The organism is Streptomyces sp. NPDC107575 (genome assembly GCF_055657265.1).
Map to the genome: position 1 here is coordinate 1173335 of NZ_JBVKBG010000003.1, position 22302 is coordinate 1195636.

Genomic DNA, 22302 nt, shown 5'->3' on the forward strand with positions numbered 1-22302 from the left:
GTTGGGCGCATGAACGATCGCATGGTGTGGATCGACTGCGAGATGACCGGACTCTCGCTGGCGAACGACGCGCTCATCGAGGTGGCCGCACTGGTCACCGACTCGGAGCTGAACGTACTCGGCGACGGAGTGGACATCGTGATCCGCCCGCCGGACGAGGCCCTGGAACAGATGCCCGAGGTGGTGCGCACGATGCACACCGCCTCGGGCCTCCTCGACGAGCTGGCGGGCGGCACGACGCTCGCGGACGCCGAGGAGCAGGTCCTGGCGTACGTACGTGAGCACGTCAAGGACGCGGGCAAGGCCCCGCTGTGCGGGAACTCGGTCGGTACCGACCGCGGATTCCTGCTGCGCGACATGCCGACGCTGGAGGACTACCTCCACTACCGGATCGTCGATGTGTCCTCGGTCAAGGAGCTCGCCAGGCGCTGGTACCCGAGGGCGTACTTCAACAGTCCGGACAAGAACGGCAACCACCGGGCGCTCGCCGACATCCGCGAGTCCATCGCCGAGCTGCGCTACTACCGCGAGGCGGTCTTCGTCCCGCAGCCCGGACCCGACTCGGACACCGCGAAGACCATCGCGGCGAAGTACGTCCTGCCTGCCGAGTAACCCCTCGTAAACCCCTGTGTACGGGGTCCGGGCCCGCTCGGGAAAAGGTGTGCGCGAGCACCCCTTCGGACCCTGTACACTTTTTCTCGGCCGGTCGGAAGAAAGACAAACGACCGGACATGGTGGGTGTAGCTCAGTTGGTAGAGCACCTGGTTGTGGTCCAGGTGGCCGCGGGTTCAAGTCCCGTCACTCACCCTGAAGGGTCCGAAGGCCCCGGTTCGAGAGAACTGGGGCCTTCGGCGTTCCCGGGGGCGAACCGGTCCCCCCGTGGCCGCGGCTACGACGAGGCGCGGACCACGAGCTCCGTCGGAAGCACCAGGTGGCGCTGCGTGCCCCGGCGGACGGACGACCGCTTCCCCTCCGCGGCCAGCGCTATCTCGTCGAGCAGCAGCTCCGTCATCGCGCGGCCCATGTCCCGGGTGGGCTGGCGCACGCTGGTGAGGCCGGGCTCCATGTGGCGGGCGATCACCGAGTCGTCGAAGCCGACCAGGGAGACGTCGTCGGGGATGCGGCGGCCCGCCTCGCGCAGCACCTGGCGGGCGCCGGAGGCCATCAGGTCGGAGCAGGCGAAGACCGCGTCGAGGCCGGGGCTGCGCTCCAGCAGCTCCGCCATGCAGCGCCTGCCGCCCTCCTCCGTGAAGTCTCCGTACGCCACCAGCTTCTCGTCGTACGAGAGCCCGCCCTCGGCCAGCTCGTCCTGGTAACCGACGAGCCGGCGCTGGGCCCCGTACACGTCGAGCGGGCCCGTGATGATCGCGACGGAGCGGCGGCCCCGGGAGACCAGGTGCTCGACGGCGGAGCGGGCGCCCGCGTAGTTGTCCGTGTCGACCGAGGGCAGCGGCTCGTCCGCGGAGCGGGGGCCGCTGATCACGGTCGGGATGTCCATCTGCATCAGGCGGTCCGCGAGCGGGTCGTCGGAGTGGACCGAGACCAGCAGGACGCCGTCGACCCGGTGGGCGGCGAGGTAGGCGGCGAGCCGGTCCTGCTCGCGCTCGCCGCGGGCGAAGGTGAGCAGGAGCTGGAGGTTGGTCTCGGCGAGGGCGAGGCCGACGCCGCCGACCATGCCGGAGAAGTACGGCTCGGAGAAGAACCGGGACTCGGCCTCCGGGACGACCACGGCTATGGAGTCGGAGCGGTTGGCCGCGAGGGCCCGGGCCGCCGTGTTCGGTACGTAGCCGAGCTCGGCGACCGCCTCCTCCACCGCGGCGCGGGTGCGGTCGCTGACCCGCGGCGATCCGTTGATGACGCGGGAGACCGTGCCCCGGCCGACGCCCGCTCGGGCCGCGACCTCCTCGAGGGTCGGGCGCCTGCCGTGCGTGCCGTGAGCCACCATGACTCCTACCTCCCCAGATCTTGAGCGGAATCTAACAGCCCGATAACCGCACGAACTTGTCGCCGCCGAGTGTCTTGACACCCCGGGTCCGAGCGACGACCCTTCAACTCATCACGGGTGGGAGCGCTCCCACCCTACTGGACGCATACAGAAGCCGCACGTTCCCCGCCCGAGCCGCACGTGAACGAACGGGCCCAGTACAGCAGTTGGCAGCAGGCCGGGATCTGCACGTCTCAGCATCAAGAGCACATGAGCACTTGGAGGACGCAATGCGCAGTGCCCGTACGTCCCGACGCGCGATGACCTTCGCGGTCGTCGCCGCCCTGGCCACAGGGCTGCTTGCCGGTTGTGCGAGCGATGACGACGACGGCGGCTCCGGGGGCGCCGGAGGTTCCGGGGACAAGAAGGGCTCGACCACGCTGTCGGTCGGCACCTTCGGCACCTTCGGTTACAAGCAGGCCGGGCTCTACGACGAGTACATGAAGCTGCACAAGAACATCACCATCAAGGAGAACGTCACCACCAGGACCGACGTCTACTGGCCCAAGACCCTCACCCGCCTGCAGGCCGGCTCCGGCACGGACGACATCCAGGCCATCGAGATCGGCAACATCACCGAGGCCGTGCAGACGCAGGCGGCCAAGTTCGTCGACCTCGGCAAGGAGGTCGACAAGTCGCAGTGGCTGGACTGGAAGAACAAGCAGGCCACCACCAAGGACGGCAAGCTGATCGGCCTCGGCACCGACGTCGGCCCGATGGCGATCTGCTACCGCAAGGACCTCTTCAAGAAGGCCGGACTGCCCACCGACCGGGACAAGCTGGCCGAGATGTGGAAGGGCGACTGGGCGAAGTACGTCGACGTCGGCAAGGACTACATGAAGAAGGCGCCGGGCGGCACCAAGTTCGTGGACTCCGCCTCGTCGGTCTACAACGCGGCGCTGGGCGGCGCGAAGGACCGCTACTACGACGAGAGCGGCAAGGTCATCTGGGACAAGTCCCAGGGTGTGAAGGACTCCTGGGACGCGGCGATGGAGGTGGCGACCTCCAACATGTCGGCGAAGCTGAAGCAGTTCGACAAGCCGTGGGACCAGGGCTACGCGAACGGCACCTTCGCCACCGTCGCCTGCCCGGCGTGGATGATCGGCTACATCCAGGAGAAGTCCGGTGACTCCGGCAAGGGCAAGTGGGACGTGGCGGCCGCGCCGACCGCGGCCAACTGGGGCGGCTCGTTCATCGGCGTGCCGACGGCGAGCAAGCACCAGAAGGAGGCCATCGCCCTCGCGAAGTGGCTGACCGCCCCCGAGCAGCAGGCGAAGGTCTTCGCCAAGCAGGCCAGCTTCCCGTCGACCCCGTCGGCGTACGCGAGCCTGAAGCCGAAGGCCGACACCACGGCGTACTTCTCGGACGCGCCGCTGACGCAGATCTTCTCCGACTCGGCGAAGACCATCCCGGTGCAGATCTTCGGCATCAAGGACCAGCCGATCAACACCGCGATCACCGACACCGGCATCCTCCAGGTCGAGCAGAAGGGCAAGTCGCCCAAGCAGGGCTGGGACGCGGCCACCAATGAGGTCAAGGACGTGCTCGGCCAGTGACCAGCTCCAACGAGGCTCTCGCGCAGACCGCGTCGAGCGCCGACGCCGCGTCCGACTCCACGAAGGAGTCGGGCGCGGCCCGGGGCGCTCAGGGTCGCGGTACGCCGAAGAGCGCCGACTCCTGGCGCAGCCGGCTGTACCGCTGGGACATGAAGGCGTCCCCGTACGCGTTCATCTCCCCCTTCTTCCTCATCTTCGGCGCCTTCTCGCTGGTGCCGCTGCTCTACACCGCCTGGTACTCGCTGCACAACGTGCAGCTGTCGAACCTGGACGGCCAGACCTGGGCGGGCCTGGAGAACTACACCAACCTGTTCCAGTCGGACTTCTTCTGGAACGCGCTGAAGAACACGCTCACCATCGGCGTGATCTCCACGGTGCCGCAGCTGATCGCGGCGATCTGGCTCGCCCACATGCTCAACTACCGGCTGCGCGGCTCGGTCGTGTGGCGGGTCGTCGTGCTCACCCCGTACGCCACGTCGGTGGCCGCCGCGACGCTCGTCTTCGTGATGCTCTTCGCCCCGGACAGCGGGATGATCAACTGGGTCCTCGACTCCATCGGGCTCGACAAGATCAACTGGCGGGAGTCCGACTGGGGGTCGCAGCTCGCCGTGTCCTCGATCGTGATCTGGCGGTGGACCGGGTACAACGCGCTGATCTATCTGGCGGCGATGCAGGCCATCCCCGCCGACCTCTACGAATCGGCGGCGCTCGACGGGGCCAACCGCTGGCAGCAGTTCCGGCACGTGACCATTCCGATGCTGCGGCCGACGATCCTGTTCACGGTCGTCGTCTCCACCATCGGCGCGATGCAACTCTTCGGTGAGCCCCTGCTGTTCGGCGGGGTCAGCGGCACCAAGGGCGGGTCCGAGCACCAGTACCAGACGATCGGCCTCTACATGTACGACCAGGGCTGGATCGTCGGCAACCTCGGCAAGGCGTCCGCGATCGCCTGGTCGATGTTCCTGATCCTGCTGGTCGTCGCCGCGATCAACATGCTGATCTCCCGCCGGCTGAGGAAGTCCCAATGACCACCATCGAAGATGTGACGCGGCCGAAGCGCCGCCGGGTGCTCGGCGCGGGCAAGCAGCTGCACGCGGGACCCGTCACGTACGTCGCGCTCGCCCTGTTCGCCGCGATCTCCCTCGCCCCGCTGCTGTGGACGGTGGTCGCGGCCTCGCGCACCAACGCGCGCCTCGCGCAGACGCCGCCGCCGTTCTGGATCGGCGGGAACCTGTTCAAGAACCTGGAGACCGCCTGGAACCAGGCCGGTCTCGGCACGGCGATGTGGAACTCCATCCTCGTCGCGTCGGCCATCACCGTCGGCACGGTGCTGTTCTCCACGCTGGCCGGGTTCGCCTTCGCCAAGCTGAAGTTCCGGTTCTCGACGACGCTGCTCCTGATGACCATCGGCACGATGATGATTCCGCCGCAACTGGCCGTCGTACCGCTGTACTTGTGGATGACGGATCTGGGGTGGGCGAACCATCTGCAGACCGTGATCCTGCCGACGCTCGTGTCCGCCTTCGGCACGTTCTTCATGCGCCAGTACCTGGTGCAGGCGCTGCCGTCCGAGCTCATCGAGGCGGCGCGGGTCGACGGGGCGAGCAGCCTGCGGGTCGTGTGGCACGTCGTCTTTCCCGCGGCGCGGCCGGCGATGGCCGTGCTCGGGCTGCTGACCTTCGTCATGGCCTGGAACGACTTCCTGTGGCCGATCATCGCGCTCACCCAGGAGAACCCGACGGTGCAGGTCGCGCTGAACGCGTTGGGGACGGGGTACATCCCCGACGACTCGGTGATCATGGCGGGGGCGTTGTTGGGGACGTTGCCGTTGCTCGTCGCGTTTCTGCTGTTCGGGAAGCAGATTGTGGGCGGGATTATGCAGGGCGCGGTCAAGGGTTAGCGCCCGCCGGGGTGGGCGGGGTGTTTTCGTTGCGCCCCGTCCGGTCCTACGTCTCGGGGCTCTGCCCCGGGCCCCGCTGCTCAATCGCCGCAGGGGCTTGATTTGCCCGCCCGCTGATTGGCCCACCCGCTGATTGGCAGCCCCGCTGATGGGGGCTGCCCGCCGATGCGTCCGCCCGAATGATTACTACCTATGGGAGCGCTCCTATGACCACCACCGACAACAGCAGCCCCGAGCTCGCCGACGCGGTCGTCGGTACCCGGTTTCCCGCTGGGTTTCTTTGGGGGGCGGCCACCGCCTCGTATCAGATCGAGGGGGCCGTGCGGGAGGACGGGCGGACGCCGTCGATCTGGGACACGTTCAGTCATACGCCGGGGAAGGTGGTGAACGGGGACACCGGGGACGTCGCCGTGGACCACTACCACCGGTGGCGCGACGACGTGCGGCTCATGGCCGACCTGGGGCTCACCGCGTACCGGTTCTCCGTGGCGTGGCCGCGGGTGCAGCCGACCGGGCGCGGGCCCGCCGTGCAGCGCGGGCTCGACTTCTACCGGGGGCTCGTGGACGAGCTGCTCGGCCATGGGATCAAGCCCGTGGTGACGCTCTACCACTGGGACCTGCCGCAGGAGTTGGAGAACGCGGGCGGCTGGCCCGAGCGGGACACCGCCTACCGGTTCGCGGAGTACGCGCGGCTCGTCGGCGAGGCGCTCGGTGACCGCGTCGAGAGCTGGGTGACCCTCAACGAGCCCTGGTGCAGCGCCTTTCTGGGGTACGGGTCCGGGGTGCACGCCCCCGGGCGGACCGACCCGGCGGCGGCACTGCGGGCGGCGCACCACCTCAACCTCGGGCACGGTCTTGCCAGTTCGGCCCTGCGGGAGGTGCTGCCGGCCCGCGCCAAGATCGGCATCAGTCTGAATCCGAGTGTCGTCCGGGCGCTCACCGACGCCCCCGCCGACCTGGACGCCCGGCGCCGGATCGACGCGCTGGCGAACCGGGTCTTCACCGGGCCGCTGCTGAAGGGCGCCTACCCGCGCGACCTGATCACCGACACGGCGGCCGTCACGGACTGGTCGTTCGTACGGGACGGGGACACCGCGGCGATCCACCAGCCGCTCGACTTCATCGGCCTGAACTACTACACGCCGGCCGTCGTCTCGGCCGCCGGCCCCGACCGGACGGGGCCCCGTCTCGACGGCCACGGCGGGGGCGAGCACACGCCGTGGCCGGCCGCCGACGACGTCGCCTTCCACCACGCGCCCGGCGAACTGACCGCCATGAACTGGCCCGTGGACCCGACCGGCCTCACCGACCTGCTGCTCGACCACACCGCGCAGGCCCCGGGCATCCCGCTCTACGTGACCGAGAACGGGGCGGCGTACGAGGACGTGGTCGACGCCGAGGGCCGGGTGCACGACCCGGACCGCATCGCCTATCTGCACGGCCACCTCGCGGCCGTCCACTCCGCCATCGAGCAGGGCGCCGACGTCCGCGGCTACTTCCTCTGGTCGCTGCTCGACAACTTCGAGTGGGCCTACGGATACGGCAAGCGGTTCGGCGCCGTGTACGTCGACTACGAGACGCAGGAGCGCATCCCGAAGTCCAGCGCCGCCTGGTACTCCCGGGTGGCACGAGCCGGGGGGCTGCCCGCCGAATCCTGACCCCGGCGGGCGGAGGGCCGGTGCGCGCTGTGTGGCAGCAGCGCGCATCGGCCCTTATTTTTCGCATATGCCCGATACTTACCTATACGAGCGGTCCTGAAGCGCCATGGGTGTGCTCAAGGACCATCCGGAACTCGTCCTGTTCGTGAGCCTCGCGCTCGGCTACCTCGTGGGGAAGCTGCGCGTGGGGCCGCTGACGCTGGGCGGCATCTGCGGGACGCTGATCGTCTCGCTGCTGCTCGGGGCCTGGACCAAGGCCCATGTCTCCGACGACGTGAAGACCGTGTTCTTCGCGCTGTTCATCTTCGCGCTCGGCTACATGGCCGGGCCGCAGTTCTTCCGCAACCTCAACAAGAAGAGCCTGCGCTTCTTCGTGCTGTGCGGCATCGAGCTGGTCTGTGTCATCGGCATCGCGCTCGGCCTCGCGAGCTGGTTCGACCTGGACGTCGGCACGGCCTCCGGCATCCTGGCCGGCGCCGCCACCGAGTCCGCCGTGGTCGGCACCGCCACCGAGTCCATCGGCAAGCTCAGCGATCTGACCGCCGCCCAGATCACCGAGTACCAGGGCAACGTCGCCACCGCGTACACGGTCTGCTATCTCTTCGGCCTGATCACGATCGTGCTCTACACGAGCCAGATCATGCCGATGATGATGCGCATCAACCTGCGCGACGCCGCCCGCGAGCTGTGGGAGCGCACGCGCAGCCGCGGCAGCCTGGAGGCGGACGAGCGCCCCGCCCTGCCGGGCATGGTGGGCCGTACGTACCTGGTGACGACCGCCGACGGCCGTACGGTCGGCGACCTGCGGTCCTCGCTCGGCGAGCGGGTCACCGTCGAGGCCGTCAAGCGCGGCAGCAAGGTCCTCGACGTCGCGCCCGGACTCGAACTCACCCTCTCCGACCTGGTGCTCCTGGTCGGCCGCCGGGCGAACGTGATCGACGCGGGCCGGCTGATCGGCCCGGAGACGCCGGGCGTCCCGGGGCTCGACTCGCCGCTCGCCTCCCGCGAGGTGTCGGTCACCGACAAGACGCTGGACGGGAAGTCCATCGACGAGGTGCAGAAGGCCTACCCCGAGTTCTACCAGGACGGCGTCTACGTCACGGACATCACCCGCGGCGACCAGGACATGCCCGCCAACGGGGACACCGTGCTGCACCGCGGCGACGTGCTGACCCTGGTGGGCGCCCGCTCCGGCCTGAACAAGCTGGTCGCCCGGATCGGCTCCGTGGTCAAGAACGACGCCACCGACTTCATCTATCTGGGGCTCGGCATCGCGGCCGGTTCGCTGCTCGGGCAGGTCGTCGTCAAGTTCGGCGACATCCCGATGTCGCTCGGCACCGGCGGCGGCTGTCTGATCTCCGGGCTGCTCTTCGGCTGGTTCCGCTCGCGCTCGCAGACCTTCGGCGCGTTCCCGCCGCAGGCCGCCTCGACCATCAAGGACATGGGGCTCGCGGTCTTCATCGCCTGCACGGGCCTCGTCTCCGGGCCGCAGGCCTGGCCGCTGATCAAGGAGTACGGGGCGCTGCTCCCGTTCGCCGGGATCGCCATGGTACTGATCCCCGCGACGATCTCACTGGTCATCGGGCGCAAGCTGCTCAAGATCGAGAAACCGCTCCTGATCGGCGCCATCGCGGGACAGCAGTGCTCGACCCCCGCGATCACCGCGGTCACCCAGGTGGCGCAGTCGTCCGTGCCGATGCTCGGCTACACGATCACGTACGCCCTCTCGAACTTCCTGCTCCCGCTGACCGGCCCCGTGCTCGTCGGCATCCTCGGCAACTGAGGGGACGGCCCGTCACGTGATCGACTTCCTCAACCGGAACATCTTCCAGCCCTATCCGGAACTCCTGATCTTCATCACGGTCGCCTTCGGCTTCCTGCTCGGGAAGATCCGCTACAAGGCCATCGCGCTCGGCGCCGTCACCGGCTGCCTCGTCGCCGGCCTGCTGCTCGGTGCCTGGACCGAGGTCGAGATCAACGGCACGGTGAAGAGCCTGTTCTTCATCATGTTTCTGTTCGCCCTCGGCTACAAGGTCGGCCCGCAGTTCTTCCGCGGCCTCAGGACGGACGGCCTGCCGCAGGTCCTCAACGCCGTCGTGGTGTGCGTCTCCGGCCTGCTGATCTGCTGGGTCTTCGCCGCGATGCTCGGCTACGGCCCCGGGCTCTCGGCCGGGCTGCTCGGCGGCGCGCTCACCCAGTCCGCCGTGATCGGTGTCGCGCAGGACGCCATCGGCACCCTGCCGGGTCTGTCCTCCGGGGCGGCCAAGCACGAGGAGAACCTCGTCGCGATCGGCTACGCGGTGACGTATCCGCTCGGCACCATCCTGTGCGCGATGCTGCTCGCCAACATCCTGCCGAGGCTCTACAAGAAGGACCTCGCCGCCGAATCTGCCCAGATGGCCAAGGAGCTGGACGCCCCCGACAACGACCCGGACCTCGCCGAGGGCTACTACGAGGTGGTGCTGCGGGCGTACACCATCGAACGCCCCGACATCGTCGGCCGCACCATCGACGACTTCGAGAACCAGCAGAAGGAGCTCGGCCACCGCATCTACCTGACGCGGGTGCGCCGCGACGGCAGGATCCTCGACCACACCCAGCAGACCGTGCTCCGCGAGGGCGACATCGTCGCGGTGAGCGCCCTGCGCGGCTCGCTCGTCGACTACGACGCCCGCACCCACATCGGCGGGGAGACCGACGACGTCGAACTGCTCGGCTACGAGACGGAGACGCTGCACGTGGTGGCGTCCGAGAAGGCCCAACTGGGCCGGACCGTCGCGGAGTTGCGCCGCGAGCCGTTCATGGTCGGCGTCTACATCGACAAGATCTACCGGTCCGGTGCCGAGTTCCCGTACCGCCTCTCCTCGAAGGTCGAGCGCGGGGACACCCTCGTACTCACCGGACCCAAGCGGCTCGTCGACCCCGCGGGCGCGGCGCTCGGCAAGCCGGTGCCGACCTCGTTCGCCACCGACATGATCTGGGTCGGGCTCGGCATCTTCCTCGGCGGCTGCATCGGCATCCCCGCGCTGACCGTCTCCGGCGTCCCGATCTCGCTGTCCACCTCGGGCGGCGCGCTCATCATGGGCCTCGTCTTCGGCTGGATCCGCGGCAAGTACCCGACGTACGGCAACGTCCCGCCCGGCGCCCAGTGGTTCATGGACACGCTCGGCCTGTGCATGTTCGTCGCCATCGTCGGCATCAACGCGGGCCCGAGCTTCACCTCGGGGCTCTCCGACGCCGGCTGGGGCCTGCTGGTGTTCGGCGCGGTCGCCACCGTCGTCCCACTGATCATCGGCTTCCTGTTCGGCCACTACGTGCAGAAGATCCGCTTCCCGATCCTGATGGGCGTACTCGCCGGCGGCCAGACCACCACCGCGGCGATCGGCGCGATCAACGAGTCCTCCCGCTCCCAGGTGCCGACCCTCGGCTACACGATCCCGTACGCCGTCGGCAACGTGCTCCTCACCATCTGGGGTGCCGTGATCGTCCTCCTCCAACACTGAGCCCCCGCACCGCACTTAAGGACCGCAGATGACCAAGACGACGTTCACGCGCGAAGAGATCCAGCAGTACGCCCAGCTCTCCCCCTTCGAGCTGAAGAACATCTTCATCGACCTCGCCGAGCAGGCGCAGGCCGACAAGCCGGGCCAGAAGGAGAAGTCCAGCCGCCAGATGCTCAACGCGGGCCGCGGCAACCCGAACTGGATCGCCACGGGCCCCCGCGAGGCGTTCTACGCGCTCGGCTACTTCGCCCTGGAGGAGTCGCGGCGCGTGTGGACCGCCGACAACCTCGGCGGGATGCCGGAGAAGCAGGGCGCGTACGAGCGCTTCGACACGTTCGTGCGCCGCCACCCGGACCTGCCGGGCATCGAACTCCTCGCGCAGTGCGTCCAGCACGGCATCCAGCGCTTCGGGTTCGACAAGGACGAGTGGGTGCACGAGCTGACCGACGGCATCACGGGCGACAACTACCCGGTCCCCGACCGGATGCTGGCCCACGGCGAGCAGGTGGTGCGCGGCTATCTCGCGGACGAGATGTTCGACAAGAAGGCGCCCGCGGACAACAACCTGTCGCTGTTCGCCACCGAGGGCGGCACGGCGGCCATGTGCTACATCTTCGACTCCCTCATGCAGAACGGGCTGCTGAAGAAGGGCGACAAGATCGCCCTGATGGTCCCGGTCTTCACCCCGTACATCGAGATCCCCGAGCTCGACACCTACGAGTTCGACGTCACGTACATCTCGGCCAGCAAGTTCGCCGAGACGGGCGTGCGCGAGTGGCGGTACCCGGAGGAGGAGGTCGCCAAGCTGGCGGACCCGGAGATCAAGCTCGTCTGCCTGGTGAACCCCTCCAACCCGCCGTCGCTCGCGCTGAGCACCCGGGTCGCGAACCAGATCAAGGAGATCGTCGCGACGCGGAACCCGAACCTGCTGCTCGTCACCGATGACGTGTACGGCACGTTCGTCGAGGGCTTCCGCTCGATCGCCGCCGACCTGCCGCGCAACACCCTGCTCGTCTACTCGTACTCGAAGCACTACGGGTGCACGGGCTGGCGGCTCGGCGTGATCGGGCTGCACGACGACAACATCATCGACGAGCGGATCGCCCAGCTGCCGCAGGAGGAGAAGGACCGGCTCAACAAGCGGTACGGCTCGCTGACCCTGGAGCCGGAGAAGATCAGGTTCATCGACCGGCTCGTCGCGGACTCCCGGCAGGTGGCGCTCAACCACACGGCGGGCCTGTCGCTGCCGCAGCAGGTGATGATGACGCTCTTCTCCCTGTTCGACATGCTGGAGGAGGGCCAGGCGTACAAGGAGAAGATCCGCTCCATCGTCCACCAGCGCCTCGACCTGCTCCTCGAAGGCGCCCAGATGAAGATCCACGAGGATCCGTACCGGGCCGCCTACTACATCGAGCTGGACCTCCTCGCCGAGGCCGAGCGCGTCCACGGCACGTCGTTCGCCCAGTTCCTGGAGAAGAACTACGAGCCGGTCGACGCCCTGTTCCGGCTCGCCCAGCAGACCGGCGTGGTGCTCCTCAACGGCGGCGGCTTCGAGGGCCCCGAGTGGTCGGTCCGCGTCTCGCTGGCCAACCTCGACAATCTGGACTACCTGAAGATCGGCCACCATCTGCGCGGCATCTTCAACGACTACGCGGAGGAGTGGCAGGCCTCAAAGGCGTGACCCCAGAGGTCAGTTGAACGAGGCGAACGCCTTCTGGAAGGCGTTCGCCTCCTGCTCGATCGAACTGCACGTCGGCTGCGCCGAGTTGGAGGCCCCGCCCTCGCAGGCCTTGTCGCGGGTCGCCGACCACATGGACAGGCCGCCGAGGCCCTTCTCCTTGGCGAAGGAGACGAGCTGCGTGGCGTCCTCGACCTTGAAGACCTCCGTCGAGACGTCGTTGACGCCGATCATCGGAGTGATCGCGACGGCCTTCCAGGCGTCCGCGTCCGACAGGCCGAGCGCCGACTTCACCTGCGCCTGCGTGGCGGTCGCCGCCTGCTCGGCGTAGTCGCCCATGTCGCCGCTGTACGAGGCCCCGTAGTCCATCGCCATGATGTTGACGAGGTCGGGCGAGGCGCCGTTGTCCTTGGCGTTCTTCAGGAAGTTCACGCCGTCCTGGGTGAGCCCCTCGGGCATCACCGGCAGGGTGACCGAGACGTTCAGGCCGGGGTTGTCCTTCTGCAACGTCGCGATCGCCTCGGCGCGCTCGGTGTTGGCCGCCGTGTCGGGCAGCGCGCCGCCCTCGATGTCGAAGTCGACCTTGGTGAGGTCGAACTGGTCGATGACCTTCTGGTACGCCGCCGCCAGATCGGAGGCCGAGGAGCAGGCCTGCGCAAGCTCGGTGCCGCTCGCGCCGCCGAACGAGACCCGTACGTCGCCGCCCGCCGACCTCAAGTCGCCGATCTGCGCGGCGACTTCGTCGCTGCCGACGTCGGTGACGCCGCCCCACTTCGGCGCGCAGTCGCCGCCGGAGGTGATGAAGGCGAGGTTGTACTCCTTGACGCCGGTGGCCTTGGAGGAGCCGACCAGGTCGAACTTCGGCTGGAGCGAGGTGTCGACGTACGGGGCGAACGCCGCGCCCGCGTCGGTCACTTCGGCGGACGCGCCGGAGGCGAAGAGGAAGGCGCCGCCGCCCACGAGCGCGGCGGCCACGACACCGCCCACCGCCTTCTTCCTGCCGCTGATCCTGCGCCGGTGCGTGCTGCTGCTCATCGCGTGCCTGCCTTAGGTCTACGTGGGGGGTGGGTGCGCCCACGAGGAGGTGGGGCGCGGCAGCACGCTAGCGATCCGCAACCCGGCAATTCGGGCAACAGGGAAGGGTGTTGAGGATCTTAGGGTTGGCTTAAGTGAGGGATCGGGACCGGTTAAAGGTCGATACCAATCCGTGCACGACCGACTTCTTTCGGCTGCCGTTCCCGCCCTTTCGGTCCCGGCCGCGCCGCCCGTGTCCGCGGCGCCCCGCGACCGGCCGGTACCCCTCCAGCTGGAGCCAGATCCGCACCTCGGTGCCGCCGAGCACGGACGAGCCGATGCGCACGTCGCCGCCGGTGGACTCGGCGACCCGGCGCACGATGTCCAGGCCGAGCCCGGTCGAGCCGACCTCGACGCCCTCCGTGCCGCGGGCGAGCGCGGCCTCCGGGTCGGCGATCCCGGGCCCCGCGTCGGAGACGAGCACGATGACCGCGCCGTCCGCCCGGTGCACGTCGACCGCGAACGCCGTGCCCTCCGGGGTGTGCCGGAACACGTTGCCGAGCAGCGCGTCGAGCGCCGCCGCCAGCTCGCCGCGCGCCACCGGGATGCGTACGGGGCGGTCGACCCCGGCGACCCGCACCTTGCGGCCCTCGTCCTCGGCGAGCGCCGACCAGAAGTCCATGCGCTCGCGGATCACCTCGGCGGCGTCACAGCCGGCCCCGGGCCCCGCGGCGGCGGTCTGCGGCTTGGCGTCCCTGGCCGTCCGGATGATGGTGTCGACCTCGTGCTCCAGCTGCTCCACGGCAGCCCGGGTCTGCTCGGCGGCGGGCCCGTCGCCGAGCGAGGCGGCGTTGAGCCGCAGCACGGTCAGCGGAGTCCGCAGCCGGTGCGAGAGATCGGCGGCCAACTCCCGCTCGTTGGCGAGCAGTTGCACCACCTGATCGGCCATGGAGTTGAACGCCACGGCGGCGAGCCGCAGTTCGGTCGGCCCGTCCTCGGGCACCCGCGCCCCGAGCTTCCCGTCCCCCAGGTCGTGCGCGGCCCCCACGAGCCGCTGGGCCGGCTGCACCATCCGCCCGCCGAGCCGGTCCGCGACCGCGACGGAGCCGATGATCAGCGCGATGCCGACGCCGCCGAGCACGACCCACGCGGTCGTCACACCGTTGGTGACCTCGTCCTGGGGCACGTACACCTCGACGACGGCGATCTTGCCGGTGCTCACCGCGATGGGCTGCAGCCACACCGAGCCGCCCGGCACGTCCACGACGGTGGCCTGCCGGATGTCGAGCCGGTCCCGGCCGACCCGCTGCTCCCCGAGCCGGATCTCCTCATGCCCGCCACCGGCCGGCACGTACACGGACATGCGGTCCTCGCCGCCGGTCTGCGCGGTGGCGAGGGCGCGGTCGAGCTGGTCGCGGTCGGTGGTGATGGAGAGGGTGGGGCCGATGGCGGCGGCGGTCCGCTCGGCGTTCGAGAAGGCCCGGTCCCGCGCCATCTCCTTGATCACGAGGCCGAGCGGTACGGCGAAGGCGACCACGACCATCGTCGTGACGGCGAGACACACCTTGACGAGCGCCCACCTCATGCGGGCGGCTCCGCCCGAGGGGGCTCCAACTTCACCCCGACACCGCGCAGGGTGTGCAGATACCGAGGCCGCGCGGCAGTCTCCCCCAACTTCCTCCGCAACCACGACAAATGCACATCGATGGTCTGATCGTCCCCGTACGACTGCTGCCACACCTCGGCGAGCAGTTCCTTGCGGGCGACGACCACGCCGGGCCGCCCGGCGAGGAAGGTCAGCAGGTCGAACTCGCGCCGTGTGAGATCCAGCGGCGCCCCGTCCAGCTCGGCCTGCCGCCGCAGCGGATCGATGGCGAGCCCGCCGACCCGGATCACCCGCGAGGGCGGCTCGGCGCCGGTGTTCCCCCGCGAGCGGCGCAGCACGGCGGCCATCCGCGCGGACAGGTGCTCGGGCGAGAACGGCTTCGTCAGATAGTCGTCGGCACCGTCGTTGAGCAGCCGCACGATCTCGGCCTCGTCGTCCCGGGCCGTGGCGATGATCACGGGTACGTCGGTGATCCCCCGCAGCATCTTCAGGGCCTCGGCCCCGTCGAGATCGGGCAGGCCAAGATCCAGGATCACCACGTCGAACCGGAGATGGGCGACCTCGCGCAGCGCCTCCAGAGCCGTGCCGACGCTGCGCACGGTGTGCGCGGCGTCGGTCAGGTGCCGGATGAGGGCTGAGCGTACGAACTGGTCGTCCTCGACCACGAGCACACTTGCCATGGGACGGCACCGTACGCCATCCGACGGTTCCCGGGTCTCTTTCGGGTGGTCGCGGGCCTCGCGGGACAGCCGGGGCGGGTGTGGTGCAGTATGGCCCGCGATGCACGAGACCCCCGGAACGCCGCGCAGCCCGCACCCCGCCCGACGGCGGTTGGTGCACGGGGCGGCGTGGCTGCTCGCGACCGGGGCGGCGGTGACGCTGTCGTGGTGGGGCGTGCACACGGTGATGGCGGGCACGGTGTACGACCCGCCGCAGGCGCTCCCCGTCGCGGCGACCCAGGAGGAACCGACCGCGAAGCCCCCGGTCTCATCCTCGACCCACCGCCCGGAACCGTCGGCGTCGACCTCCGCCCCCTCGGCGTCCCCGAGCCGCACCTCCCACTCCCCGAAGCCCACGCCCACCCCGCGCACGACGTCCCCGGCCCCACCGTCCTCCGGCTCCGTCAAGAGCTACGCGACGGCCGGCGGCCGCGCCGTCTTCGACCTCCAGAAGACGTCCGCGACCCTCGTCTCCGCGACCCCGGCGGCCGGCTGGTCGGTCCAGGTCTGGAAACAGCCCACGTGGATCCGCGTCGAATTCACCTCGGGCGCCAAGAAGGTCTCAGCCTTCTGCACCTGGCACGACCACGAACCAACGGTAGAAATCGCCAACTACTGACCCGATCAAGCCCCTGCGGCGATTGAGCAGCGGGGTACGGGGCAGCGCCCCGATCTTTTCGCCCTCGTCGGCGATCGGAACGCGGATTTTCAAGCCCCGCCGGCGATTGAGGCGCGGGGCCCGGGGCAGAGCCCCGCGACGTAGGCAACGACTACCGAAACACAGATGGCGGCGGCGCCGGAGACGCCTTCGCCGAGGCATCACCCACCGCAACCGCCCCACCCGCAAAATCCAAAAGCGCCTTACCGTGCTCAACCCGCCCCGGATGCGAATCCCCCGCCGCCCGCCGGGTCAGCTCACCCACGTCCAACACCCCCGCGGACGCGACAAGCACCGCGTTCCCGAACCGCTTCCCCCTCAGCACCGTCGGATCCGCGACAAGCGCGAGCTCGGGAAAGACGGCCGCCGCCGTGGCGATCTGCCCCCGCAAATACGCGAGCGGCGGCCCGTCCGCGACATTGGCGACGTACGTCCCCGTGGGCCGCAGCACCCGCCGCACCTCGGTCAGGAACTCCGTACTGGTGAGATGCCCCGGCGTCCGCGCCCCACTGAACACGTCGGCCACGAGCACATCGGCCCAGTCGTCGGGCAGCTTGGCCAGCGCCTCCCGCGCGTCGGCCGTCCGCACCCGAATCCGCTGCCCCGGATCCAACGGCAGCGTGGAACGCACGAGTTGGACCAGCGCCCCGTCGCGTTCCACGACCTGCTGCGTGGACCGCGGCCGGGTCGCGGCGACGTACCGCGCCAGCGTGAACGCCCCGCCGCCGAGGTGCACGGCCTGCACGGGCCGCCCCCGCTCGGCGGCCAGATCGATGACGTGCCCGATCCGCCGCTGGTACTCGAAGGACAGATGCGACGGGTCGTCGAGGTCCACGTGGGACTGCGGCGCCCCGTCCACGAGCAGCGTCCAGCCGGCCGGCCTGTCCCGGTCGGGCACCAGCTCGGCGAGCCCGCCGTCGACCTCCTCGACCACGGCTTCCCGCCCCGCGCGCCCGCGCCCCTGACTCCCTCGTGACCTTGCCATTCGGCCATTATCGACGGCCGCGCGCGGTTCGGCTCAGCGGCAGCTGTCCGCGGCGTCGATCATGCGCGCCGCCTCGTCGAGCGCGGCCCGCAGCACCGCGGGATCGGTGACCAGGTCCGTGGGCCGCTCCGCGGGGTCCGGCGGGAGCAGCCAGCCCGTGCCCTCGACGGGCGGGTCGGGCCGCACGCCGATCGCGAGGCCGCGGCCCCGGGTCTGCGTGCAGTCGCTGCCGGGCACGTCCCAGCCGTCCGCGGTGCCGGGCGGAACGAGGAAGCCGAGGGTGTCGCCGCCCCCGTCGTGCAGCACGGGGCCAACCGTTTCCGTACAGCCGCGGCGCAGGATGTCGACCGCCTCGAGGCCCTGCCGGGACGGCACCGTGACCAGGTCGCAGTCGCCGGGCGGCGGAGCGCTGCACTCCTCGCTCGGCCGATGCCGCACCGTCGTGGGGGGCGTGGGCAGTGAAACCGTGGGCTTGGACGCGTTCAACACGTCGGCCCCTCCTCACTCGTGGGGATTCGCCGCATGGTTCAACGCGCACGCGCTGTCAACAGCTACGGCGGCACGCCGCCGCAAAGGATGGCAGTTCATGGCGGATCGTGGGTGAGATATCCGGTTTGTAGCCAAACCCTGCGTGTCGCGGTCGTGACAGCCGGTACCTTCGAGCCTCGCCGGAACAAGGAAGTTGCGGCAGCCCTCCCCTCGGGATCCGGGCGCTCCCAACTTCCCTGCCGCCCGGCACGGTTCGCACGGGAGGACCCGCTCATGACGTCGTCGCCGATCGCCCCGGACACCTCGACGCCGCAGTCTCCACGGCCGAACCTCGCCTTCCGAGAGCTGCGCGGTCAGCGCTCACCGGGCGAGTTCGCGGCCGCGGTGCGGCGCGCGGCCCGGGAGATCGGTGAGCGGGTCAGCTGCGACGCGCGCTACATCGGACGCGTGGAGGCCGGCGAGATCCGCTGTCCCAACTACGCGTACGAGCGGGTGTTCCTGCACATGTTCCCGGGCCGCACCCTCGCGGACCTGGGGTTCGCACCCCGCTCTGCGGTACGTGGCCGGGGCGCGCGCCCCGTCTCCGCTTCCGCCGACCCGCAGTTTCCGTACGACGAGGAGAGCGACGTGCGACGTCGCGCATTCATGACCGGCATGACCGGCTCGACCGCCACCGTGGCCGTCGCGACCCTGACGCCCTTCGGTGTCCCCACGCTGCCCGCGGACCTCGACCGGCATCCGGCGCGGGCCGGGGTCGGCGCCGTCGAGGAGGCGATCCGGCGGATCCGGCTGCTCGACGACCGGCACGGCGCCGACGGCCTGTACCGGCGGGCCTCGGCCCCGCTGCGTACCGCCTTCGAGCTGCTCGACGCGGGCACGGGGCGGCGCGAGGTCACCGAGCGCCTGCAGGCCGGCGCGGGCGAACTGGCGATCTCCGTCGGCTGGTTGGCCCACGACTCGGGCCGCTTCGACGACGCGCGCTCGCACTACGCGGAGGCGCTCGCGACGGCGCGGATGGCGGGCGACGAGGCGCTGGAGGCGCACGCGTTCTGCAACACGGCGTTCCTGGCGCGCGACGCGGGGCACCCGCGCGAGGCGGTGCGCGCCGCCCAGGCGGCGGCCCGCGTGGCGTCCCGCCTCGGCTCGCCGCGCCTGCTCTCCCTGCTCGCGCTGCGCGAGGCGGGCGGCTGGGCGGGACTCGGCGACCAGTCCTCCTGCGAACGCTCCCTGGCCCGCGCGCAGGCGCTGTTCGCGCGGGGGGTGTCGGACGCGGATCCGGAGTGGATGTCGTTCTACGGCGAGGCCGAGCTGGAGGGCCTGGAGGCGCAGTGCTGGTCGGCGCTCGGCGGCTGGGACCGCGCGTCCCTGCACGCGCGGCGCGCGGTGGCCCTCCAGGACCCGCACTTCACCCGCAACATGGCGCTCTACACGGCCGAGTTGGCCGACGACCTGGCGCGCGCGGGCCATCCGGACGAGTCGGCCTCCGCCGGTCTGCGCACCCTCAATCTGCTCCAGGACGTCCGCTCGTCCCGCATCGAGGGCATGCTGGCCGCGACGGCCCGAGTACTGCTCCCGCACCGCCGCGCCCCGGGCGTCTCCACGTTCCTGGACACGCACGCGCTGTCGCGCCGCTCGGCGTAACTCCCCACGGGGGACGGGCCGGGCTCAGCCCGCCGTCAGGTGGCCCGTCTCGTTCCACGACTCCAGTGCGGGCTCCCCGTACGCCCATCCCAGTACGGACAGCGACGTCGGGTTCAGGCGGATCCGCGCGGCGAAGTCCAGCGGGAGGCCGAGCCAGCGCGCGCCGATCGAGCGCAGGATGTGGCCGTGGGCGAAGACGAGGACGTCCCGGTCGGCGGAGCGCGCCCACTGGACGACCTCGTCGGCCCGCGCCGTCACCTCGGCGAGCGTCTCGCCCTCCGGCACCCCGTCCCGCCAGATGAACCAGCCGGGCCTGAGCTCCTGGATCTGCGCCGGCGTCAGCCCCTCGTACGCCCCGTAGTCCCACTCCAGGAGCGCATCCCAGGGAGTCGCCCGCTCACCGAACCCGGCGAGCTCGCACGTCTCGCTCGCGCGCACCAGCGGTGACGTGCGCACCTCGACCCCGTCGAGCCCGTCGTACGGCGCGCGCCCGAGGCGCTCGCCGAGCAGTTTCGCGCCGCGCCTGCCCTCCTCAAGGAGCGGAATGTCCGTCCTCCCGGTGTGCCGTCCGGACAGCGACCATTCGGTCTGTCCGTGCCGGGCCAACAGGATGCGCGGTGCCATGAGGAGGCCTCTTTCGAAACTACAAGCATCTACAAGGGTTCAAGGGTGAACATAGGGCGAGCGGGAAGGATCGCCCCGTCCATCATCGCGCAACCCACAGGGAGGACGCCCGGCGGGCAACCCGCAGTGTGATCGCTGCGTCTAGGAGGGTCAGGGGTCGCCCGGACAGAGCCCCGTACACCGTAAGAGTGAGGCCGTGGCCAGAGGCCGCCGCACGAGCGAAGAGGGGGAGCGGCCCGCATGTCGCAGACCGACGAGGCACCGCGCACGGAAGCGATACCCGGCGCCGGGCTCCGCTGGTGGACGGAGCTGCCGCTGATCCTTCTGGTGTACGGCGCCTACTCCGCGGGCCGGCTGCTCGCGCGCGGGGACGTGGGTCAGGCCGTCGACCACGGTGTCGCGATACTCAAGGCCGAACAGGCCGTCCACCTCAACCTCGAACACCCGCTGAACCGTCTCTTCACCCGCGAACCCTGGCTCGGCGTCCCCGCCGACTTCTGGTACGCCTCGCTTCACTATCTGGTCACGCCGATCGTCCTCGTCTGGCTGTTCCGCCGCCGCGCGGAGATCTACCGGACGGCCCGGACCTGGCTGATGACCTCGACGATGATCGGCCTCGTCGGCTTCGTCCTGCTGCCGACCTGCCCGCCCCGGCTGCTCGCCGCGCACCACGGCTTCATCGACACGATGGCCCACTACAGCTCGTACGGCTGGTGGGGCGGCGCGGCCAGCGCCCCCAAGGGCATGGGCGGCCTGACCAACCAGTACGCGGCGATGCCCAGCCTGCACGTCGGCTGGGCCCTGTGGTGCGGTGTCCTGCTGTGGCGGCACGCGCGCTCCCCGTACGTGAAGGCGATCGGCGTCGTGTATCCGCTGATGACCACGATCATCGTGATGGGCACGGCCAACCACTACTTCTTCGACGCGCTCGCCGGGGTCGCGGTGATGGCCGCCGGTCTGCTCCTGACGAAGCCGGTGCGGCTCGTCGCGGCCCTCCTGAAGAACCGGGCGTACGGCGTGTTCGCGGGGGCGCCGGCCTCCCCTTCCGCCACGCACGCCCCGATTGTCAGTGGAGAGTGCCAGACTTTCCCGGGTGAGCGAATTCCCCGACAGCGCAAGGAAGCCACGTCGCACGACAGCAGCGACGGGGCTGCGGCACCGGCTCGCTGAGCTGCGCGGCCCGGACCATCCGCCGCGTCCGCTGGACGCCCGGGCCCTGGCCGCCCTCGCGGCCAATCCGGGCTGCCGAAGGCGGGCGCTCCTGGACGGCGCGGGCGTCGACAAGGCGCGCATAGCGGATGCGCTGGGCTCACCGTCCTCGTTCGGCCAGTCCCAGTTCGCCCTGGCCCGCGGCAATGTGTTCGAGGCGCGAGTGAAGGCGGACGGCGGCTCCGAACTGCTCAGGCTGGTGCACGCGCGCGTGGACGGCGCCGCGCCCGAGCCCACCCCCGATCTCGTACGGGCCCCGGACCTGTCGGCGATCGGCCCCGAGGGCCGCACGGCGCGCACGGCGCTGGCCCTGCGGGAGGCCGTCGAGTCGCCCGGGACCTGGACGTTCCTCGACCACCCGATGCTGGCACTGGACGTGGCGGGCAGCCCGGCGTTCCTCGAGCCGGACGCTGTGGTGGTGCATCCGGACGGCAGCTGGACGGTCGTCGAGATCAAGTCCTTCCCGATGATCGACGGCGCGGCGGACGCGTCGAAGGTGGGCGCGGCGGCCCGCCAGTCCGCGGTGTACGTGCTGGCCCTTGAGGAGGTCGCGGCGCGGATGCCGGACGCGGAGGTGCGGGTGCGCGACCGGATCGTGCTCGTGTGCCCCAAGGACTTCTCGAACCTGCCGGCGGCCTCGGCGGTCGACGTGCGCAAGCAACGCGCGGTGACGCGTCGCCAGTTGGCGCGCCTGACGCGCGTGGAGGACATCGCGGCGGCGCTCCCGCCGGGCACGGTCTTCGACCCTGAGCTGCCCGCGGCCGAGCTGACGGCGGCCGTCGAGTCGGTTCCCGCGACGTACGCGCCGGAGTGCCTGGCGGCGTGCGAGCTGGCGTTCCACTGCCGTGACCGTGCGCGTGAGCGCGGCGCGGTGACGGCCCTCGGCCGCCCCCTGCGCGCCGAACTCGGCTCGCTGACGACGGTCGACGCGGTCCTGGCCGCAGCCCGCGGCGAGGCGGGGGATCCTGCGGATCCGACGGTGGCGGCGCTGCGCCGTGCGGCGGAGTTGCGGCAAGAGGCGCTCGGGGGTGCCCGTTGCTGACCCTGAACACGCGGCACGTCGGCGCTGAACCCGAGA

At 70.4% G+C, this 22302-nt stretch carries 18 protein-coding genes, 1 tRNA gene and 1 pseudogene; 13 read left to right on the forward strand and 7 right to left on the reverse strand.

Translation table 11 applies throughout. The annotated features are described in order from the left end of the window. The first annotated feature begins 9 nt into the window (after positions 1–9). Complete coding sequence (gene orn, locus ACZ7L4_RS18460; RefSeq protein WP_385760069.1) at positions 10–612, forward strand: oligoribonuclease; 603 nt, start codon at positions 10–12, stop codon at positions 610–612. A 122-nt stretch (positions 613–734) separates the two neighbouring features. Beyond that, positions 735–807 (forward strand) — tRNA-His (locus ACZ7L4_RS18465). Positions 808–889: 82 nt separating this feature from the next. On the opposite strand, the gene ACZ7L4_RS18470 is transcribed toward ACZ7L4_RS18465, so the two are convergent. Further along, the gene (locus tag ACZ7L4_RS18470) at positions 890–1945 is read right to left on the reverse strand and encodes a LacI family DNA-binding transcriptional regulator (protein WP_472103691.1); all 1056 of its coding nucleotides are present in this window, start codon (positions 1943–1945) and stop codon (positions 890–892) included. Between the two features lie 269 nt (positions 1946–2214). Between ACZ7L4_RS18470 and ACZ7L4_RS18475 the strand changes: the two genes are divergently transcribed. The 7 genes from ACZ7L4_RS18475 to ACZ7L4_RS18505 all read left to right on the forward strand — a co-directional run bounded on the left by ACZ7L4_RS18475 (position 2215) and on the right by ACZ7L4_RS18505 (position 12282). Further along, positions 2215–3540, forward strand: a complete 1326-nt coding sequence (locus tag ACZ7L4_RS18475; RefSeq protein WP_472103693.1) for an ABC transporter substrate-binding protein — start codon at positions 2215–2217, stop codon at positions 3538–3540. Continuing rightward, positions 3537–4568 (forward strand): carbohydrate ABC transporter permease, encoded by a 1032-nt coding sequence (locus ACZ7L4_RS18480; RefSeq protein ID WP_472103695.1) that lies wholly within the window; start codon positions 3537–3539, stop codon positions 4566–4568. The genes ACZ7L4_RS18475 and ACZ7L4_RS18480 overlap by 4 nt, the downstream gene beginning before the upstream one ends. After that, complete coding sequence (locus ACZ7L4_RS18485; RefSeq protein WP_472103696.1) at positions 4565–5440, forward strand: carbohydrate ABC transporter permease; 876 nt, start codon at positions 4565–4567, stop codon at positions 5438–5440. Before ACZ7L4_RS18480 ends, ACZ7L4_RS18485 begins: the two co-directional genes overlap by 4 nt. 206 nt (positions 5441–5646) lie before the next feature. Then, positions 5647–7098, forward strand: coding sequence for a GH1 family beta-glucosidase (locus ACZ7L4_RS18490; protein ID WP_472103698.1), 1452 nt, complete (start codon positions 5647–5649; stop codon positions 7096–7098). A gap of 106 nt (positions 7099–7204) precedes the next feature. Beyond that, a complete protein-coding gene (aspT, locus tag ACZ7L4_RS18495; protein ID WP_472103700.1) occupies positions 7205–8881 on the forward strand; it encodes an aspartate-alanine antiporter in 1677 nt (558 codons plus the stop codon). 16 nt (positions 8882–8897) lie between these two features. Next, positions 8898–10601 (forward strand): aspartate-alanine antiporter, encoded by a 1704-nt coding sequence (aspT, locus tag ACZ7L4_RS18500; protein ID WP_472103702.1) that lies wholly within the window; start codon positions 8898–8900, stop codon positions 10599–10601. Between the two features lie 28 nt (positions 10602–10629). After that, positions 10630–12282: a bifunctional aspartate transaminase/aspartate 4-decarboxylase gene (locus tag ACZ7L4_RS18505; RefSeq protein WP_472103704.1), complete on the forward strand. Its 1653-nt coding sequence runs from the start codon at positions 10630–10632 to the stop codon at positions 12280–12282. 9 nt (positions 12283–12291) lie between these two features. On the opposite strand, the pseudogene ACZ7L4_RS18510 reads toward ACZ7L4_RS18505, so the two are convergent. From ACZ7L4_RS18510 to ACZ7L4_RS18520, 3 genes and pseudogenes are all read right to left on the reverse strand, one after another. Beyond that, positions 12292–13191: pseudogene (locus ACZ7L4_RS18510) on the reverse strand (chitinase); the annotation flags it as partial. A gap of 253 nt (positions 13192–13444) precedes the next feature. Continuing rightward, positions 13445–14878 carry a sensor histidine kinase gene (locus ACZ7L4_RS18515; RefSeq protein WP_472103706.1) on the reverse strand — a complete coding sequence of 478 codons (1434 nt, stop codon included), beginning with the start codon at positions 14876–14878 and terminating at the stop codon, positions 13445–13447. After that, entirely contained in the window at positions 14875–15579 is a 705-nt protein-coding gene (locus tag ACZ7L4_RS18520; protein WP_385760097.1) for a response regulator transcription factor, read from the reverse strand. Before ACZ7L4_RS18520 ends, ACZ7L4_RS18515 begins: the two co-directional genes overlap by 4 nt. Before the next feature lie 100 nt (positions 15580–15679). Between ACZ7L4_RS18520 and ACZ7L4_RS18525 the strand changes: the two genes are divergently transcribed. After that, entirely contained in the window at positions 15680–16237 is a 558-nt protein-coding gene (locus ACZ7L4_RS18525; protein ID WP_472103707.1) for a hypothetical protein, read from the forward strand. A gap of 151 nt (positions 16238–16388) precedes the next feature. Here the strand turns inward: ACZ7L4_RS18525 and ACZ7L4_RS18530 are convergent, their stop codons facing one another. Both ACZ7L4_RS18530 and ACZ7L4_RS18535 read right to left on the reverse strand, forming a co-directional pair. Continuing rightward, positions 16389–17261, reverse strand: a complete 873-nt coding sequence (locus ACZ7L4_RS18530; protein ID WP_472103709.1) for a spermidine synthase — start codon at positions 17259–17261, stop codon at positions 16389–16391. A 33-nt stretch (positions 17262–17294) separates the two neighbouring features. Further along, positions 17295–17720 carry a hypothetical protein gene (locus tag ACZ7L4_RS18535; RefSeq protein WP_472104060.1) on the reverse strand — a complete coding sequence of 142 codons (426 nt, stop codon included), beginning with the start codon at positions 17718–17720 and terminating at the stop codon, positions 17295–17297. Positions 17721–18023: 303 nt separating this feature from the next. Between ACZ7L4_RS18535 and ACZ7L4_RS18540 the strand changes: the two genes are divergently transcribed. Continuing rightward, positions 18024–19391: a tetratricopeptide repeat protein gene (locus tag ACZ7L4_RS18540; protein WP_472103711.1), complete on the forward strand. Its 1368-nt coding sequence runs from the start codon at positions 18024–18026 to the stop codon at positions 19389–19391. Positions 19392–19415: 24 nt separating this feature from the next. On the opposite strand, the gene ACZ7L4_RS18545 is transcribed toward ACZ7L4_RS18540, so the two are convergent. Beyond that, positions 19416–20015 carry a histidine phosphatase family protein gene (locus tag ACZ7L4_RS18545; RefSeq protein WP_472103713.1) on the reverse strand — a complete coding sequence of 200 codons (600 nt, stop codon included), beginning with the start codon at positions 20013–20015 and terminating at the stop codon, positions 19416–19418. 240 nt (positions 20016–20255) lie between these two features. On the opposite strand from ACZ7L4_RS18545, the gene ACZ7L4_RS18550 reads away from it, so the two are divergent. Together ACZ7L4_RS18550 and ACZ7L4_RS18555 are read left to right on the forward strand one after the other, a co-directional pair. Continuing rightward, complete coding sequence (locus tag ACZ7L4_RS18550; protein WP_472103715.1) at positions 20256–21185, forward strand: phosphatase PAP2 family protein; 930 nt, start codon at positions 20256–20258, stop codon at positions 21183–21185. Beyond that, on the forward strand, positions 21109–22266 hold the full coding sequence (locus tag ACZ7L4_RS18555; RefSeq protein ID WP_472103717.1) for a hypothetical protein: 1158 nt from the start codon (positions 21109–21111) through the stop codon (positions 22264–22266). The genes ACZ7L4_RS18550 and ACZ7L4_RS18555 overlap by 77 nt, the downstream gene beginning before the upstream one ends. Positions 22267–22302: the final 36 nt, after the last annotated feature.

Excerpts from the sequence above, each read along its gene's own strand:
- ACZ7L4_RS18475 (WP_472103693.1), top strand. The coding sequence starts at position 2,215 with ATGCGCAGTGCCCGTACGTCCCGACGCGCGATGACCTTCGCGGTCGTC.
- ACZ7L4_RS18485 (WP_472103696.1), top strand. The coding sequence starts at position 4,565 with ATGACCACCATCGAAGATGTGACGCGGCCGAAGCGCCGCCGGGTGCTC.
- ACZ7L4_RS18520 (WP_385760097.1), bottom strand. The coding sequence starts at position 15,579 with ATGGCAAGTGTGCTCGTGGTCGAGGACGACCAGTTCGTACGCTCAGCC.
- ACZ7L4_RS18505 (WP_472103704.1), top strand. The coding sequence starts at position 10,630 with ATGACCAAGACGACGTTCACGCGCGAAGAGATCCAGCAGTACGCCCAG.
- ACZ7L4_RS18490 (WP_472103698.1), top strand. The coding sequence starts at position 5,647 with ATGACCACCACCGACAACAGCAGCCCCGAGCTCGCCGACGCGGTCGTC.
- orn (WP_385760069.1), top strand. The coding sequence starts at position 10 with ATGAACGATCGCATGGTGTGGATCGACTGCGAGATGACCGGACTCTCG.
- ACZ7L4_RS18530 (WP_472103709.1), bottom strand. The coding sequence starts at position 17,261 with ATGGCAAGGTCACGAGGGAGTCAGGGGCGCGGGCGCGCGGGGCGGGAA.
- aspT (WP_472103700.1), top strand. The coding sequence starts at position 7,205 with ATGGGTGTGCTCAAGGACCATCCGGAACTCGTCCTGTTCGTGAGCCTC.
- ACZ7L4_RS18515 (WP_472103706.1), bottom strand. The coding sequence starts at position 14,878 with ATGAGGTGGGCGCTCGTCAAGGTGTGTCTCGCCGTCACGACGATGGTC.
- ACZ7L4_RS18470 (WP_472103691.1), bottom strand. The coding sequence starts at position 1,945 with ATGGTGGCTCACGGCACGCACGGCAGGCGCCCGACCCTCGAGGAGGTC.
- ACZ7L4_RS18540 (WP_472103711.1), top strand. The coding sequence starts at position 18,024 with ATGACGTCGTCGCCGATCGCCCCGGACACCTCGACGCCGCAGTCTCCA.
- ACZ7L4_RS18545 (WP_472103713.1), bottom strand. The coding sequence starts at position 20,015 with ATGGCACCGCGCATCCTGTTGGCCCGGCACGGACAGACCGAATGGTCG.
- ACZ7L4_RS18525 (WP_472103707.1), top strand. The coding sequence starts at position 15,680 with ATGCACGAGACCCCCGGAACGCCGCGCAGCCCGCACCCCGCCCGACGG.
- ACZ7L4_RS18550 (WP_472103715.1), top strand. The coding sequence starts at position 20,256 with ATGTCGCAGACCGACGAGGCACCGCGCACGGAAGCGATACCCGGCGCC.